This is a genomic window from Streptomyces poonensis, from assembly GCF_014650915.1.
Taxonomy (GTDB): Bacteria; Actinomycetota; Actinomycetes; order Streptomycetales; family Streptomycetaceae; genus Streptomyces; species Streptomyces poonensis.
The window spans coordinates 268925-283966 of sequence record NZ_BMVW01000005.1; the positions used below are offsets into that span (position 1 = coordinate 268925).

Annotated in this window: 13 protein-coding genes; 9 read left to right on the forward strand and 4 right to left on the reverse strand. The window is 74.4% G+C overall.

Going from position 1 to position 15042, the window contains the following annotated elements:
• Positions 1-101: 101 nt before the first annotated feature.
• Entirely contained in the window at positions 102-389 is a 288-nt protein-coding gene (locus tag IE242_RS16160; RefSeq protein WP_189859698.1) for a hypothetical protein, read from the forward strand.
• 51 nt (positions 390-440) lie between these two features.
• On the opposite strand, the gene IE242_RS16165 is transcribed toward IE242_RS16160, so the two are convergent.
• The 3 genes from IE242_RS16165 to IE242_RS16175 are packed head-to-tail and all read right to left on the reverse strand — an operon-like array spanning position 441 to position 3663.
• Positions 441-1514, reverse strand: a complete 1074-nt coding sequence (locus tag IE242_RS16165; protein WP_189859700.1) for a prenyltransferase/squalene oxidase repeat-containing protein — start codon at positions 1512-1514, stop codon at positions 441-443.
• The gene (locus tag IE242_RS16170) at positions 1511-2245 is read right to left on the reverse strand and encodes a class I SAM-dependent methyltransferase (RefSeq protein WP_189859702.1); all 735 of its coding nucleotides are present in this window, start codon (positions 2243-2245) and stop codon (positions 1511-1513) included. The genes IE242_RS16165 and IE242_RS16170 overlap by 4 nt, the downstream gene beginning before the upstream one ends.
• The gene (locus IE242_RS16175) at positions 2239-3663 is read right to left on the reverse strand and encodes a glycosyltransferase family 4 protein (protein ID WP_189859704.1); all 1425 of its coding nucleotides are present in this window, start codon (positions 3661-3663) and stop codon (positions 2239-2241) included. Before IE242_RS16175 ends, IE242_RS16170 begins: the two co-directional genes overlap by 7 nt.
• A gap of 225 nt (positions 3664-3888) precedes the next feature.
• Here IE242_RS16175 and IE242_RS16180 point away from each other — a divergent pair, with 225 nt between their 5' ends.
• The 8 genes from IE242_RS16180 (at position 3889) to IE242_RS16215 (ending at position 12833) form a co-directional block, all read left to right on the forward strand.
• The gene (locus IE242_RS16180) at positions 3889-4521 is read left to right on the forward strand and encodes a TetR family transcriptional regulator (RefSeq protein WP_189859705.1); all 633 of its coding nucleotides are present in this window, start codon (positions 3889-3891) and stop codon (positions 4519-4521) included.
• A gap of 365 nt (positions 4522-4886) precedes the next feature.
• Positions 4887-6119 carry an SCO2321 family membrane protein gene (locus IE242_RS16185; protein WP_189859707.1) on the forward strand — a complete coding sequence of 411 codons (1233 nt, stop codon included), beginning with the start codon at positions 4887-4889 and terminating at the stop codon, positions 6117-6119.
• Positions 6116-6817 (forward strand): SCO2322 family protein, encoded by a 702-nt coding sequence (locus IE242_RS16190; protein ID WP_229858973.1) that lies wholly within the window; start codon positions 6116-6118, stop codon positions 6815-6817. Before IE242_RS16185 ends, IE242_RS16190 begins: the two co-directional genes overlap by 4 nt.
• Before the next feature lie 5 nt (positions 6818-6822).
• The gene (locus IE242_RS16195) at positions 6823-7959 is read left to right on the forward strand and encodes an energy-coupling factor transporter transmembrane component T (protein WP_189859709.1); all 1137 of its coding nucleotides are present in this window, start codon (positions 6823-6825) and stop codon (positions 7957-7959) included.
• Positions 7956-9683 (forward strand): ABC transporter ATP-binding protein, encoded by a 1728-nt coding sequence (locus IE242_RS16200; RefSeq protein WP_189859711.1) that lies wholly within the window; start codon positions 7956-7958, stop codon positions 9681-9683. Before IE242_RS16195 ends, IE242_RS16200 begins: the two co-directional genes overlap by 4 nt.
• Complete coding sequence (locus IE242_RS16205; protein ID WP_189859713.1) at positions 9683-10501, forward strand: ECF transporter S component; 819 nt, start codon at positions 9683-9685, stop codon at positions 10499-10501. Before IE242_RS16200 ends, IE242_RS16205 begins: the two co-directional genes overlap by 1 nt.
• 216 nt (positions 10502-10717) lie before the next feature.
• Entirely contained in the window at positions 10718-11134 is a 417-nt protein-coding gene (locus IE242_RS16210; protein WP_229858974.1) for an aggregation-promoting factor C-terminal-like domain-containing protein, read from the forward strand.
• Between the two features lie 67 nt (positions 11135-11201).
• Positions 11202-12833 carry a DUF8823 domain-containing protein gene (locus tag IE242_RS16215; RefSeq protein WP_229858976.1) on the forward strand — a complete coding sequence of 544 codons (1632 nt, stop codon included), beginning with the start codon at positions 11202-11204 and terminating at the stop codon, positions 12831-12833.
• Here the strand turns inward: IE242_RS16215 and IE242_RS16220 are convergent.
• Positions 12772-14820 carry a bifunctional glycosyltransferase 87/phosphatase PAP2 family protein gene (locus IE242_RS16220; protein WP_189859715.1) on the reverse strand — a complete coding sequence of 683 codons (2049 nt, stop codon included), beginning with the start codon at positions 14818-14820 and terminating at the stop codon, positions 12772-12774. The genes IE242_RS16215 and IE242_RS16220 overlap by 62 nt on opposite strands.
• Between the last annotated feature and the right edge of the window lie 222 nt (positions 14821-15042).

Here is a 15042-nt window from a genome sequence, read left to right on the forward strand (position 1 = left end):
CATGCGTACGGGATGCGAACGGCCGTTTGAGTCGGGCGAGTTGAGGGGGCGGAGCGGGGCCGTCCGGGTTTTATCCAGCGTTCAACGGCAACACGGCGAGCATGTCTCCTCGATATCGCGGCAGCCAGGCAGGGAGGATCATCGCGGTCGTCGCGGACGTCATGGCCGCCGTCATCTTCCTGTGGATCCTGATGTACCTGCTGGACGCCAACGGCGCGAACGACTTCGTGCGGTTCGTCCATGACACGGCCCGCTGGCTCGCCGGCTGGTCCCACGACCTGTTCACCTTCGACGAGGAGTGGGCGCGGGTCGTCACCGGCTACGGACTCGCCGCGGTCGTCTACCTCGTCGTGGGCCACGCCATCGCGAACCGCACGCAGCGGTACTGAGCCGGGCGGCTCCCACCGCGCGGCCGTACGGCTTGTGCGGCCCGTACGGCGTCAGCCGTCGCAGCAGTCCGGGTCCAGCCCCCACGGCAGGCGGTCGCCGCCGAAGACCGCGCACGTGGGTTCGTCGCCGCCGAGGGCCGCCACGGCCAGCAGGAGCGAGCCGGCCGTCCAGGAGGTCAGCTCCTCGGGCCAGATCGCGCGGTCCTCGAAGACGTACCCCGTCCAGTACAGGCCGGAGACGTCGTCGCGCAGGTGCTGGATCGACTGGAGGATCTCCAGCGCGCGGTCGGACTCGCCCATCGCCCAGAGCGCCAGGGCGAGTTCGGCGGACTCGCCGCCCGTCACCCACGGGTTGGGGACCACGCAGCGCACCCCGAGTCCGGGGACGACGAAGCGGTCCCAGCCCTCCTCGATGCGGGACTTGGCCTCCGGGCCGGTCAGCGCGCCGCCGAGCACCGGGTAGTACCAGTCCATCGAGTAGCGGTCCTTGTCGAGGAACCGCTCGGGGTGACGCCGGATCGCGTGCCGCAGCGCGCCGGCCGCCAGCTCCCAGTCCGGCTGCGGCTCCTCGCGCTGCTCGGCGATGGCGAGCGCGCAGCGCAGGGCGTGGTGGATGGACGAGGACCCGGTGAGGAGGGCGTCGGCAGTGGCCGTGCCGTCGTCGTCCCGGCGCCAGCCGATCTGGCCGCCCGGCTGCTGGAGCGCCAGCACGAACTCGACCGCCGCGAACACGACCGGCCACATCCGCTCCAGGAACGTGTCGTCGCCGGTCGCGAGGTAGTGGTGCCAGACGCCGACGGCCACGTACGCGACGAAGTTGGTCTCGCGGCCGCGGTCGGTGACGTCGTGCGGGTCGCCGTCGGCGTAGGCCGCGTACCAGGAGCCGTCCGTGTTCTGGTGCCGGGCCAGCCAGGCGTACGCCCGCTCGGCCGCCTCGTGCTCCCCCGCCGCGTCCAGCGCCATCGCCGCCTCGACGTGGTCCCACGGGTCGAGGTGGTGGCCGCGGAACCAGGGGATCGCGCCGTCCTCCCGCTGCACGGCGAGGATGCCGCGCACGGTCCGGGCGGCCTCCTCGGCCGTGAGGACCCCGGGCAGGACGAGGTGCTCGGTGCGGGGGGTGGTCACTCGGCGTCCACGCGCGGCAGGTGCGGCTTGGTCGCGTACGCCACGAAGCTCTTGCCGATGAGGGGGTTGAGGGCCTGCTCGGCGACCTTCGTCACCAGCGGCTTCTTCATGATGTCCCAGACCAGGAGCTTGTGGTACGCCTTCACCGGCAGCGCCTTGTCGTTGTCGACGCCGAACGCGCACTTCAGCCACCAGTACGGCGAGTGCAGCGCGTGGGCGTGGTGGGAGCCGTACGGACGCAGGCCCGCCTCGCGCATCTTCCGCAGCAGCTCGTCGGCCTTGTAGATACGGATGTGGCCGCCCTCGACCTCGTGGTACGCGTCGGAGAGCGCCCAGCAGACCTTCTCGGGGCCGTAGCGGGGCACGGTGACGGCGATCCGGCCGCCCGGCTTCAGCACGCGCACCATCTCGGCGAGCACGCCCTTGTCGTCGGGGATGTGCTCCATGACCTCGGAGATGATCACGACGTCGAAGGAGGCGTCGGGGAACGGCAGCGCGAGGGCGTCGCCCTCCATCGCGGTGGCCGTCGCCCCGGCGGGGGCCTCACCGGCCTCCTTCATCGCCGCGAACCACTTGGCGACCTCGCGGATCTCCTCGCCGTTGCGGTCCAGCGCCACCACCTGGGCGCCGCGCCGGTAGCACTCGAAGGCGTGCCGGCCCGCCCCGCACCCGAGGTCCAGGACGCGGTCGCCCGGGGCGAGCGGGAACCGGGAGAAGTCGACGGTCAGCACGTGGCCCTGCTTTCGGGGTTGGCGGGGTAGGGATCGGCGTCGGTCACGGTCGCGGCTTCGGGTACGGGCGCGGGTGCGGATCCGGCAGCCGCGCGGGGTCTCGCGGTGCCCCCGGCCCGCGCGATCGCCTCGCGGTACCGGGCCACCGTGCCCTCCGCGGCCTTCGCCCAGGTGAAACGGGCCAGCACGCGCTCGCGTCCGGCCGCGCCGAGCCGGGCCCGCAGGTCCGGGTCCCCGAGCAGCCGGCCCAGCGCGGCGGCCAGCGCGCCCGCGTCGCCGGGCGGCACCGCGAGGCACGTCTCCCCGTCCGGTCCCGCGACCTCCGGGATGGCCCCGCCCGTGGTGGCGACCAGCGGCGTGCCCGTGGCCATGGCCTCCGCGGCCGGCAGCGAGAACCCCTCGTACAGCGAGGGCACGCACGCGACCTCGGCCGACCGCACGAGGTCGACCAGCTCGGCGTCGGAGATGCCCTTCACGAACGTGACGGCGCCGCCCAGCCCGTACCGTTCGATGGCCTGCGCGACGGGCCCGTCCTCGGCGCGCTTGCCGACGACGACGAGGTGCGCGCCGGGGTGCTCGGTGCGGACCTTGGCGAGCGCCTCGACCAGGAAGACCAGGCCCTTGAGCGGCACGTCGGCGCTGGAGGTGGTGACGATCCGGCCCGGTACCTGCGGCACGGACGGGTCGGGCGAGAACAGGTCGGTGTCGGCGCCGATGTGTACGACGTGGACACGGTCCCGCCGTACGCCGAGGTGGTCGACGATCTCCTGGCGGGAGCTGCCGGAGACGGTGAGCACCGACGGGAGCCGGCGCGCCACCCGCTTCTGCATGCGCGTGAACGCGTACCAGCGCCGGACGGACGCCCGCCGCTGCCAGGTCCCGGCCGCGTCCAGCTCCAGCTTCCGGTCCACGGTGATGGGGTGGTGGATGGTGGTGACGAGGGGGGCGCCGATGTCGCCGAGCAGGCCGTAGCCGAGCGTCTGGTTGTCGTGCACGACGTCGAACTCGCCTCGACGGGCGCGCAGATGGCGGCGGGCACGGAGGCTGAAGGTGAGCGGCTCGGGGAAGCCGCCGGTCCACATGGTCCCGACTTCCAGGGCGTCGACCCAGTCGCGGTACTCGTCGCGCTTCGGGGTACGGAAGGGGTCGGGCTGGCGGTACAGGTCCAGGCTGGGCAGTTCGGTGAGGGAGAGCCCGTCCAGGTCCTCGCCCTCGTCGAGCACGGGGTACGGCTGGGCGCCGATGACCTCGACCCGGTGGCCGAGCCGGACGAGCTCGCGGGACAGGTGCCGTACGTAGACGCCCTGGCCGCCGCAGAAAGGATTTCCCTTGTAGGTGAGGAGCGCTATGTCGAGCGGTCGCATGCCGTCGGCGGCAAGGCCCTCCGGGGAACCCGCCTGCCTGGCCTCAGCGGTCACTCTGGCCCCCTTCTCCCTGCACTGTCCCGCGAGGGTACGACGGTCGCTGATCTAGAACAAGTTTCAGACTTGATCGTTCGGAGGCTCCGAATCTACCGGCAGGTAGCTTTCGCTGTGAGCGGTGCACCGGGTGATTCGCGCCACCCCCGGACACGCTGCCATGCTGACTCGTCGCTCCCCCTCGCCGACTGTCACGAAACCGGACCCACGCCTTCGGAGGCCAAGGTGGAAGCCACTACCGCAGCCAGGACCGACAGCAGCATCACGCACCCCACCACGCCCCCGCTGACCGCGCGCCAGGAGGCCCGGCGGCGCCGCATCCTGCACGCGACCGCGCGGCTGGCGGGCCGGGGCGGGTTCGAGGCGGTGCAGATGCGGGCGGTCGCGGAGTCCTCGCAGGTGGCGCTCGGCACCCTGTACCGCTACTTCCCGTCCAAGATCCATCTGCTGGTCGCCGTCATGCGGGACCAACTGGAGCATCTGCACGGCACCCTGCGGAAGCGGCCGCCGTCCGGCGACACGGCGGCGGAGCGCGTCGCGAGCACCCTGATGCGGGCCTTCCGCGCACTCCAGCGCGAGCCGCAGCTGGCCGACGCCATGGTCCGCGCCCTGACCTTCGCGGACCGCGGCGTACGGGCCGAGGTCGACGAGGTCTCCCGCCGCACGACGGCGATCGTCCTGGACGCGATGGGCCGGGAGCACCCCACCCCCGCACAGCTCCGCGCGGTCCGCGTCATCGAGCACACCTGGCACTCGGCCCTGATCACCTGGCTCTCGGGCCGGGCCTCCATCGCGCAGGTCCGGGCCGACATCGAGACGGCGTGCAGGCTGATCGACCTGACGCCGGCGGACGACTGAGCGGTCAGGCACCTCGGGGCCGCCAGGAGTCCCCGGGCCGCCTCCGGGGCATGGACCCTGCGGGACCGCGCGCACCCTCCCGCCGCGGACGCACGGCCACCGCTCGGGGCCCCGGTTACGGGCCGGTACAGTATCCGGGTCGTCATCGCGCCCGTACGGGGGAAAGCCGGTACAAAACCGGCACCGACCCGCACTTTCGCACCGCAGTCCCGAACCGCTTGCGGTGAGCCGGACCGCCCCGGTGGGTACGTGACCGGCTCGCGCCACCGGCAGCCCGCCGTTGGCACCGTCGAGGAACGCGGAGCCGAGCCGCCCGGGGAGTCCCGTGCCGCCCGGCTCCCCGCAGGGAGAGGCACCCGCCGAGCATGAACGTTCGCCGCACCGCCGCGCTGCTGGCCGCCACCGCCGTCATCGGCACGGCGGCACCGGCCGTCGCCGACGATGCCGACACGTCCCCGTCGCCGTCGCCCTCGGTGGCGATACCGTCCGGGCTGTACGGCAGCACGGACCCCACGTACGACGGCGTCTGGCGCCAGTCGCTCGCCCTGCTCGCGCAGCACACCGTGGGTGTGAAGCCCGCGGCGGAGTCCGTGGACTGGCTGGTGGGGCAGCAGTGCGCCGAGGGGGCCTTCCCGGCGTACCGTGCCGACGCCATGGCGCAGTGCGACGCGAAGACGCAGGTCGACACGAACAGCACCGCGGCGGCCGTGCAGGCCCTCGCGGCGCTCGGCGGGCACGAGGCCGAGACGGTGCACGCCGTGCGCTGGCTGAAGGACGCCCAGAACGAGGACGGCGGCTGGGGCTACACCGCCGACGGGCCCAGCGACACCAACTCCACCTCCGTGGTCGTCGGCGCCCTCGCGGCCGTCGGCGACGACCCGGCGGACCAGCGCAGCAAGAAGGGCAACTCCCCGTACGACGCCCTGCGCACCCTCGCCGTGCCCTGCGGCAAGGACGACGGCGGCGCCTACGCCTACCAGCCGGACGAGAAGGGCGCCCTGACCGCCAACGCCGACGCCACCGCGGCCGCCGTGCTCGCGGGCCTCGGCAAGGGCTTCGTGGCCGAGGCCGGGAAGGCGGGCGGCAAGGCCGAGTGCGCCGACGGCGAGGACGTGTCCCCCGCGGACGCGGCCCAGGGCGGCGTCGCCTACCTCACCGGTGCGCTGGCGAAGGACGGCTACCTGAAGTCCGCCCTCGCGGGCGCCGAGGACCAGCCCGACTACGGCAACACCGCCGACGCGGTGGTCGCGCTCGCCGCCGCCGGGGCGAAGGACAGCACCGGCGAGCCCCTGGCCTGGCTGGAGAAGAACGCCCCCACCTGGGCGGTCCAGGCGGGCCCCGCCGCGTACGCCCAGCTGGTCTTCGCCGCGCACGCCACCGGCACCGACCCGCGCGACTTCGGCGGCACGGACCTGGTGGAGAAGCTGAACGCCACCGGCCCGGCGCCCGAGAAGGCCGAGTCGTCCGCCGCGTCCGAGGAGGAGAAGTCCGAGGACGACGGCTCCGTGTTCGGCGCCTGGTGGTACGTCGTCGTCTTCCTGATCGCCGGCGCCGGCATCGGCTTCCTCATCAGCGGCCGCAGGAAGCAGCAGCCGTGACCCGCCGTCGTACGTCCGTCCTGGCCTCGCTCCTCGCCGCGCTCCTCTCCGTGTTTCTCCTCGGGGGCGCCGGCGAGGCGTCGGCCACCGACTACCGCTACTGGTCGTTCTGGGAGCGGGGCGGGCAGGACGGTGCGTCGTGGACGTTCGCGACGCAGGGCCCGTCGACCGCGCGGCCCGCCGACGGTACCGTGCAGGGCTTGCGGTTCGCGGTCACCGCCAACGCGGGCGGCGCGGCGAAGCCGCGCGGCGCCACCGGCTTCGACGGGATCTGCGCCGGTACGCCGGAGCGGGCGGACCGCAAGCGGGTCGCCCTGGTCATCGACTTCGGCACGGCGGCGGACGCCCCGTCCGGGGAGACGCCCCCGAAGGCCCGCACCGCGTGCGCCCGCGTCCCGGAGGACGCCACGACGGCGGAGGCCCTCGCGGCGGTCGCGGGACCGCTGCGGTACGACGCCAGCGCCCTGCTGTGCGCCATCGACGGTTACCCGGAGACGGGCTGCGGCGAGCCGGTCGCGGAGGGCGCCAAGGGCGGCTCCTCACCGGAGTTCGACGACGAGTCCGCCGAGGAAGCCTCCGGCGAAGCGGGCTCCGCCGACTCCTCCACCGGCCCGTCCGCCGGCCTGTTCGTGGGCCTGGGCGCGGTCGCGGTGCTGGCCGCGGCGGCGGTGTGGCGGTCGAGGCGGCGCAGGAGCTGACGGGCATGGCACCTCGCCGCACCGTGCACCCCGGCGCCTGGTGGCTGTGGGCCCTCGGACTCGCCACCGCGGCCTCCCGCACCACCAATCCGCTCCTCCTCGGCCTGCTCCTCGCGGTCGTGGGGTACGTGGTGGCCACGCACCGCACGGACGCGCCCTGGGCCCGCTCGTACGCCGCCTTCGTCCGGCTCGCCCTCGCCGTCCTGCTGATCCGCCTGTTCTTCGCGGTGTTCCTCGGCTCACCGATCCCGGGCACCCACACCCTCCTCACCCTCCCGGAAGTGCCGCTGCCCGCGTGGGCGCAGGGCGTGCGGCTCGGCGGCCGGGTCACCGCCGAGGGCCTCGTCTTCGCCCTGTACGACGGGCTGAAGCTGGCCACGCTGCTGATCTGCGTGGGCGCGGCGAACGCCCTCGCCAACCCGGCGCGGCTGCTGAAGTCGCTGCCGGGCGCGCTGTACGAGGCGGGGGTGGCGGTGGTGGTGGCGATGACGTTCGCCCCGCATCTCGTCGCGGACGTGCGGCGGCTGCGGGCGGCCCGCCGGCTGCGCGGGCGCCCGGACCGGGGGCTGCGCGGGCTGGCGCAGGTCGCGCTGCCGGTGCTGGAGGGCGCGCTGGAGCGGTCGGTGGCGCTGGCGGCGGCGATGGACGCGCGCGGGTACGGCCGGACGGCCGAGGTGACGCCCGCGGTGCGCCGTACGACGGCCGCGCTGACGCTGGGCGGACTGCTCGGGGTCTGCGCGGGGACGTACGGCGTGCTCACCGCCGAGGGCGGCACCTACGGGCTGCCCGTGCTGCTCGCCGGGCTCGCCGCCGCGCTGGCGGGGCTGTGGCTGGGCGGCCGCCGCTCGCCGCGCACGCGCTACCGGCCGGACGCGTGGGGCGTCCGGGCGTGGCTGGTGTCGGGGTCCGGGGTCGCGGTGGCGGGGCTGACGGTCGCGTACGCCGCCCACGATCCGGCGGCGCTGCACCCGGGCGTCGTCCCCCTGACCGCCCCGGCGTTCCCGCTGTGGCCGGCGGCGGCGATCCTGCTGGGACTGCTGCCGGCGTTCACCGTGCCGGCCCCGCCCCCGCCCGGGTCCCGGCCCGCGCACGACGCGCCGAACCCACGCCCACGCCCACGCCCACGCAAGGAACCCGCATGATCCGCTTCGAGGATGTCTCCGTGACGTACGACGGGGCGGCCGCACCCACCGTCACGGGCGTGGACTTCGAGGTCCCCGAGGGCGAACTCGTGCTGCTGGTAGGCCCGTCCGGGGTGGGCAAGTCGACGGTGCTCGGCGCGGTGAGCGGACTGGTGCCGCACTTCACGGGCGGCACCCTGCGCGGCCGCGTCACCGTGGCGGGCCGCGACACCCGTACGCACAAGCCGCGCGAACTCGCCGACGTGGTGGGCACGGTGGGGCAGGACCCGCTCTCCCACTTCGTGACGGACACCGTCGAGGAGGAACTCGCCTACGGCATGGAGTCGCTGGGGCTCGCCCCGGACGTGATGCGCCGGCGGGTGGAGGAGACCCTCGACCTGCTGGGCCTCGCCGGCCTGCGCGACCGCCCCATCGCCACCCTCTCGGGTGGCCAGCAGCAGCGCGTCGCCATCGGCTCCGTCCTCACCCCGCACCCCAGGGTGCTGGTCCTGGACGAGCCGACGTCCGCGCTGGACCCGGCCGCCGCGGAGGAGGTGCTGGCCGTGCTCCAGCGGCTCGTGCACGACCTGGGCACGACCGTGCTGATGGCGGAGCACCGCCTGGAGCGCGTGGTCCAGTACGCGGACCAGGTGGCGCTGCTGCCCGCGCCGGGCGCGGCCCCGGTGCTGGGCACACCGGCGGAGGTGATGGCCGTGTCCCCGGTGTTCCCGCCGGTGGTGGGCCTGGGGCGGCTGGCGGACTGGTCACCGCTGCCGCTGACGGTCCGGGACGCCCGGCGCCGGGCGGGGGCGGGTCTGCGGGACCGTCTGTCGACGTTGGCGCCGGACGGTCCCTCGGCCGTCGGTGCGGCACCGTCCACCCCGCTTCCGCCTCTCCCCGAGCCGGCTGCCCCTCCCTCCCGCCGCACCGGCTTCCTGCGCAGACGGCGCGCCCTGCCGGAGACGGCGGCCCCCGCGCCCGGCGCCCCGGCCGCGCTCGCCGTCTCCCTCACCGTCCGCCGCGGCCACGTCGAGGCCCTGCGCGACGTGGACCTCACCGTCGCCCCGGGCGAGACCGTCGCGCTGATGGGCCGCAACGGCGCCGGGAAGTCCACGCTGCTCGGCACGCTCGTCGGCCTCGTGCAGCCGACCGCCGGAACGGTGCGCGTCGGCGGAGCGGTCCCCCACCGCACGGCCCCGCGTGACCTCGTACGCCGCGTCGGCCTCGTCCCGCAGGAACCGAGGGACCTGCTGTACGCCGACACGGTCGCCGCCGAGTGCGCGGCCGCCGACGAGGACGCCGGTGCCGCGCCGGGCACCTGCCGGGCGCTGGTGACGGGGCTGCTCCCGGGCGTGGACGACGACACGCATCCGCGGGACCTGTCGGAGGGGCAGCGGCTGGCGCTCGCCCTGGCGGTGGTCCTGACGGCCCGCCCCCCGCTGCTCCTGCTGGACGAACCGACCCGGGGCCTCGACTACGCCGCCAAGTCCCGCCTGGTCACCGTTCTGCGCACGCTGGCCGCCGAGGGCCACGCCATCGTGCTGGCCACGCACGACGTGGAACTCGCCGCCGAGCTGGCCCACCGGGTGGTGATCCTCGCGGACGGCGAGGTGGTCGCCGACGGGCCCACCGCGGAGGTGGTCGTCGCCTCCCCGTCCTTCGCGCCCCAGGTCACGAAGGTGCTGGCGCCGCAGAAGTGGCTGACGGTGGCGCAGGTGCGGCGGGCGCTGGAGGGGAACCGCTGATGCGTGCCGTGAACCGCTCCCGCCCCGTCCCCCTCGGCCCCCGCTCCCTCGCCGCGCTCGCGCTGGTGAGCGCGGTGGGCGTGGCGGCCTTCACCTGGCCGCTGCTCGCGGACCCCGGCGCGCAGGTGACCGCGCACGCGCAGGACGCACCCTGGCTCTTCGCGGGGCTGCTGGTGCTGCTCGTCGGTGTCGTCGGGGCGACGATCTCGGAGTCGGGGCTCGGCGCGAAGGCCGTGGCGATGCTCGGGGTGCTGGCCGCAACCGGCGCGGCACTGCGCCCGATCGGTGCCGGGACTGCCGGGATCGAGCCGATGTTCTTCCTGATGGTGCTCAGCGGACGGGTCCTCGGCCCCGGCTTCGGGTTCGTCCTCGGCTCCGTGACGATGTTCGCGTCCGCGCTGCTCACCGGGGGCGTGGGGCCCTGGATGCCGTTCCAGATGCTGTCGCTGGGCTGGTTCTCGATGGGCGCCGGGCTGCTGCCGGGGGCGGCGCGGCTGCGCGGGCGCGCCGAGCTGCTGATGCTCGCCGCGTACGGCTTCCTCGCCGCGTTCGCCTACGGCCTGCTCATGAACCTCCAGGGCTGGCCGTTCCTGGACACGCTCGCGTCGAGCGTGGCGTTCGACGCGGACGATCCCCTCGGCACCAAACTGGCCCGCTTCCTCGCCTACTGCCTGGCGACGTCCCTGGGCTGGGACCTCGGCCGGGCGGTGGTCACCGTCGTCCTCACCCTCACCCTCGGCGGCACCCTCCTCAAGGCGCTGCGCCGCGCCACGCGCAGGGCGGCCTTCGAGACGCCGGTCACGTTCGAGCCGCGCTGAGGGCGGCCCGGGGCGTGAGCCGCCCCACAGGGCATTGCGGACATCCGGGCACTCCTGTTTCTCTGGACGAGTCGCACGGCGCCGACATGCTCCCTCCCGAGCTCCGAGTCGCAGCGCCCCCGCATGTCCTCACCCCGCCCTTTCCGCGCAGCCAGGACATGCCCGCGGCCACCCCGTCCCCGAACGAACAGGTCCCCTGTGTCCCCTGTGTCCGCTGTGTCCGCTGTCTCCCTCGCCCGTCGCATCGCCTCCCCGAAGCAGGCCGTCGCCAGTGCCGCCCTGGCCGCCGCCACCGCCGGCGCCCTGCTCGCCGCCGCCCCCGCGCAGGCCGCGTCGGCCAGTCCCGCCGATGCCCGTGCGGTCGCCCAGAAGATGATCGCGGACAAGGCCCAGTACCAGTGCTTCGACCGCATCGTCGACCACGAGAGCGACTGGAAGGTCGACGCGACGAACGCCTCCAGCGGCGCCTACGGCCTCGTCCAGGCCCTGCCGGGCACCAAGATGGCCTCGGCGGGCACGGACTGGAAGACGAACCCGGCCACCCAGATCGAGTGGGGCCTGGACTACATGAACGACCGCTACGGCAGCCCGTGCGACGCGTGGAAGTTCTGGCAGGCCAACAACTGGTACTGACCGACGCCTTCCCGCCATCCTCGGCCCCGCGCTGAACGCCGCCTCCCCGCCCGGCGTCTTGGAACGCGTGGCCCCTGCCGAACCCGAACCCGGGGCGTGGCGGCACCGCCACCGCCTCCCCCTCCTCGCCACCCTGCCCGTGCTCCCGCTCTACGCGGTGTGGTGGCTGTTCCTCGCCACCGGCGGCGGGGACCTCGCCGCGCAGGAGGCGTGGGCGGACTTCGTCGCTCGGCACGGCGGGTCGGCGTACAGCCTGTTCTGGTACGGCGGGATGCACACCGCCAGCTACAGCCTCATATCGCCCTATCTGATGGCCGCCTGCGGGGTGCGCACGGTGACGGTGGTCTCCGGCCTCGCCGCCTCCTGGCTGGCGGCGGTCCTCGTGGGGCGGGCGGGCCTGCGGCGGCCCCTCGGTCCCGCGCTCCTCGCGTCGCTCGCGCTGTGGTGCAACGTCGCCTGCGGCCGGACGACGTTCGCGCTCGGCACCGCGCTGGGCCTGGCCGCCTGTGTGCCGCTGACCCGGATGCCACGGGAGCGGCGGGGGCGGCCGGTGGCACTCGCGGTGGTGTGCGCGGCGCTCGCGACCATGGCGAGCCCGGTGGCGGGGCTGTTCCTGGCCGTCGTGGGCGCCGGTTTCCTCCTCGTACGGGACTGGGTGCGGGCCGCCGCGCTGCTGGCGCCGCCCGCCGTCGTGGTCGGGCTGACCACGCTCCTCTTCCCCTTCACCGGTGAACAGCTGATGCCCGCGGCGCGGATCTGGCCGCCCGTGCTGCTGGGACTGACGGTGACGGCGCTCGCCCCGCGCGGCTGGCGGGTGGCGCGGTGGAGTGGGTTCGTGTACGCGGCCGGGACCGTGCTCGCCTATCTGGTCGCCTCGCCGGTCGGTACGAACGTCGAGCGGTTCGCCGCGCTGTTCGCCCCGGCGGTGCTGCTGGCCGCCCTGCTCACCGTGCGCGGAGTGCGCCGCGCTCTGCTGGTCGCGGTGCTCGTGTTCGCGCTGGTCTGGGTCGGCCGGAAGACCGCCGACGACCTGACGGAGTACACGGCGGTGCCCGCGTGGGCCGCCGAGACGCAGGGCGTCGTACGGGCCCTGGATCGGCTCGGCGCCGACCGCACCCGGGTGGAGGCCGTCCCGGCCCGCGACCACCGGGAGGCCACCGCGCTCGCCCCGCACGTGAACCTGGCCCGGGGCTGGAACCGGCAGCTCGACATGGAGCGCGGCCGTCTCTTCTACGACGGCACCTTCTCCGAGACCACCTACCGGGCCTGGCTGGACCACTGGGCCGTCGGGTACGTCGTCCTGCCGCTCGGCAAACCGGACGGGTACGCCCGGCAGGAGGCGGCCCTCGTGCGCAGCCGCCCGCCCTGGCTGGAGCCGGTGTGGCGGGACGCCCACTGGCAGGTGTACCGGGTGCGCGACGCCGTACCGCTGGTCTCCCCGCCCGCCACCGTCGTCCGCACCACCGGCGCCGAGGTACGGCTGCGGATGCCGCGCCCCGGCTCCGTGACCGTGCGGATCGCGTACTCGCCGTGGCTGCGCTCCGACGGCGGCTGCCTCGGCCGGGACGGCGACGGCGGCCGTGACGGCGACGGCGAGTTCACGCGGCTGACGGTGGCGGAGCCGGGCGAGTACCGGATCAGCTCGGAGTACGGTCCTTCGCGCCGGCCTCCTTCACCGGGCGCACGGGCTCGCTGCTGACCTCGGCCGCCTTCAGCACCGTACGCGCGCGCGGGCCCTGGAACAGGTACGTGAGCCCGAAGCCCGCACCGACCACGGCCGCGCCGCCCGCCGCGTCCAGGATCCAGTGGTTGCCGGTCGCCACGATCGCCGCGAACGTGAAGGCCGGATGCAGCAGGCCGAGCGCCTTCATCCACCACTTCGGCGCGACGATCGCGACCACCAGCCCGCACCACAGCGACCAGCCGAAGTGCAGCGAGGGCATCGCCGCGTACTGGTTCGTCAGCGCCGTCAGCGTGCCGTAGTCGGGCTGGGAGAAGTCCTGCGGTCCGTGCACCGTGTCGATGATCCCGAGGCCGGGCATCAGGCGCGGCGGGGCCAGCGGGTAGAGCCAGAAGCCGAGCAGCGCGAGCAGGGTGGCGAAGCCGAGGGCCGAGCGCGCCCAGCGGTAGTCGACGGGGCGGCGGGCGTACAGCAGGCCGAGGACCGTCAGCGGGAGGACGAAGTGGAACGAGGTGTAGTAGAAGTCGAAGAAGTTCCGCAGCCAGTCGATGCCGACCACCGTGTGGTTGACCCAGTGCTCGACGTCGAGGAAGAGGGCCTTCTCGATGGAGTGGATCTGCTCGCCGTGCGCCTCCGCGGTGGCCCGGCTGCTGGCCGCCGCGAGCCGAACCTGCTGGTAGGCGGCGTACGTGACGCGGATCAGCAGCAGTTCCATGAGCAGGTTGGGGCGGGTGAGGACGCGGCGCAGGAACGGCAGCAGCGGGACGGACTTCCACCGGGTGGGGACCGGGGCGGCGTAGTCGGTCGGTATCGGCGCCCTGTAGTAAGGCGAGGTGCGGGGGAGGAAGGGCACGACGAGGGCGGCGGCGAGGGCGGCCAGCAGCACGATGTTGTCGCGCAGCGGGTGCAGGGCCGCCATGTTCGGGACCATCATCTTCGCGGGCAGTGTCATGACCAGGACGACGGCGACCGGCCACATGTACCGGTCGGAGGCTCTGGTGCCGACCCGGCCGACCACCGCGAGCAGCACCCACAGCAGCTGGTGCTGCCAGGTGGTGGGCGACACGGCGACGGCGACACAGCCGGTGACCGCGACGGCCAGCAGCAGCTGCCCGTCGCGCGCGTACCGCACGGCCCGGCGCAGACCGAGGACGGCGACGGCCGCGCCCAGCGCCAGGTACAGCACGATCTCCAGCGATCCCGAGAGCCCGAGCCGCAGCAGCGCGCCGTGCAGGGACTGGTTCGCGAGGTCGTCCGCCGCGCCGCCGAGGCCGGCACCCGCGAGATGGTGCACCCAGTACGTGTACGAGTCGTGCGGCATCGCGGCCCAGGCGAGCGCGGTGCACGCGGCGAAGGTCACCCCGGTGGACGCGGCGGCCTGCCGGCGCCCGGTGAACCACAGCAGCGGCGCGAACAGCAGCACGGACGGCTGGAGGGCGGCCGCGACGCCGATGAGCACCCCACTGGCGCGCTCCCCGCGGACCGCGAAGCACCCGGCGAGCACGAGCAGGACGGGAATGATGCTGGTCTGGCCCAGGTGCAGGGCGTTGCGCACCGGCAGCGACAGCATCAGCAGGCTGACCGCGACGGGCGCGGCGAGCAGGGCCGTGCGCCGGGACACCGGCTGGGGCAGGGCGCGGGCGGCGATCAGTCCGAGGGCGACGACCAGCAGCAGCGTGCCGAAGGTCCAGCCCCAGCCGAGGGCCTGCTCCGCCGAGCGGGTCAGCGGTTTGAGGACGAGTCCCGCGAAGGGCGTGCCCGTGAACCGGGTCGAGTCGTACAGCGAGCCGCTCACGTGCAGCACGCCGTTCGGTCCGACCCAGGTCTCCAGATCCGTCAGCCGCTCGCCCTTGGGCGTGCTCAGCACCGCGGCGACCTGCCGCACCGCGAGGACGGCGGCGATCAGCCACAGCACCGCGCGGACCGTGCTCAGCCTGGTCGTCACCGTCGTCACCGCGCCCGCCCCCAAGGCATCGCCCGGTCTGCTCTGCTCCGCGTTCGCCACGCCCCGTCGGCCCTCCCGCCCCGTTTCGTCCCGTTGGTGTTCCTTGTGCGCACCCTAAGGAGCTTCCTAGAGAGTCGCACCGCCCCCGCCGTGAGACGCAGGCAACCCCATCTCCACCTGACGTCCGTCCCGCATTTGTCCGGATGACGATAGTCCGCGGCGGGTTGCCTTCACCCGCGGAGGCGCGACACACCTCCCATGACCGGGCGACAGCGGGACGTC

Bases quoted from the DNA above. Each gene is read 5' to 3' on its own strand.
- IE242_RS16160 (WP_189859698.1), top strand. From the start codon at position 102: ATGTCTCCTCGATATCGCGGCAGCCAGGCAGGGAGGATCATCGCGGTC.
- IE242_RS16185 (WP_189859707.1), top strand. From the start codon at position 4,887: ATGAACGTTCGCCGCACCGCCGCGCTGCTGGCCGCCACCGCCGTCATC.
- IE242_RS16195 (WP_189859709.1), top strand. From the start codon at position 6,823: ATGGCACCTCGCCGCACCGTGCACCCCGGCGCCTGGTGGCTGTGGGCC.
- IE242_RS16200 (WP_189859711.1), top strand. From the start codon at position 7,956: ATGATCCGCTTCGAGGATGTCTCCGTGACGTACGACGGGGCGGCCGCA.
- IE242_RS16205 (WP_189859713.1), top strand. From the start codon at position 9,683: ATGCGTGCCGTGAACCGCTCCCGCCCCGTCCCCCTCGGCCCCCGCTCC.